The sequence below is a fragment of the Cellulomonas carbonis genome (assembly GCF_014636275.1).
Taxonomy (GTDB): Bacteria; Actinomycetota; Actinomycetes; order Actinomycetales; family Cellulomonadaceae; genus Actinotalea; species Actinotalea carbonis.
In genome coordinates, this window is sequence record NZ_BMEB01000043.1 from 1 (window position 1) to 565 (window position 565).

Below are 565 nucleotides of genomic sequence, written 5' to 3' on the forward strand. Positions count from 1 at the left end.
CCCGTGGTCATCCGCTACGACCCCAGAGACATCACCGAGATCCGCGTCTTCGACCACGACCAGTTCCTGTGCACCGCCGTCGACCAGGACCACCACGGGCAGCAGGTCAGCCTCAAGGACGTCCAGGCCGCCCGCAACGCGCGTCGCCGCGCCCTGCGCCGGGGCATCAACGAGCGGATCGCCGTCGTCGCCGCCCACATCCCCGATGCCGCGGCCAGGCCAGTGCCGCCGCGGGTGCCGAGCGTGGCGCGGCTCAAGGTCTACAGGGAGGACCTCAGGTGAGCGAACGCTTCATCGTGACCAAGGAGCACCGCCGGTTCACTGAGTTCGCCGACTCCGTCCGGCGCGGGCGCACCATCGGGCTGTGCTTCGGACCGGCCGGGGTCGGCAAGACCGTCTCAGCACGCCGCTACGCCCACTGGGACCAAGCCCACGAGCTGCTCACCGAGTGGGGCCCACGCAGCGACAACGACGCCAAGATCTACGCCGCGCTGGCCAAGAACCGCACCGCCCTGTACACACCCGGGGTCCTGACCACCCCGCGGCTGCTGCGCGAAGACCTGGA

At 70.4% G+C, this 565-nt stretch carries 2 protein-coding genes; both read left to right on the plus strand.

The annotated features are described in order from the left end of the window. A partial coding sequence (locus tag IEV86_RS17595) for a Mu transposase C-terminal domain-containing protein (protein ID WP_188484845.1) occupies nucleotides 1-282 on the plus strand: 282 nt, incomplete at its 5' end. After that, the coding region (locus tag IEV86_RS17600; RefSeq protein WP_188484846.1) for an ATP-binding protein at nucleotides 279-565 on the plus strand (287 nt) is incomplete at its 3' end. The genes IEV86_RS17595 and IEV86_RS17600, both read left to right, overlap by 4 nt.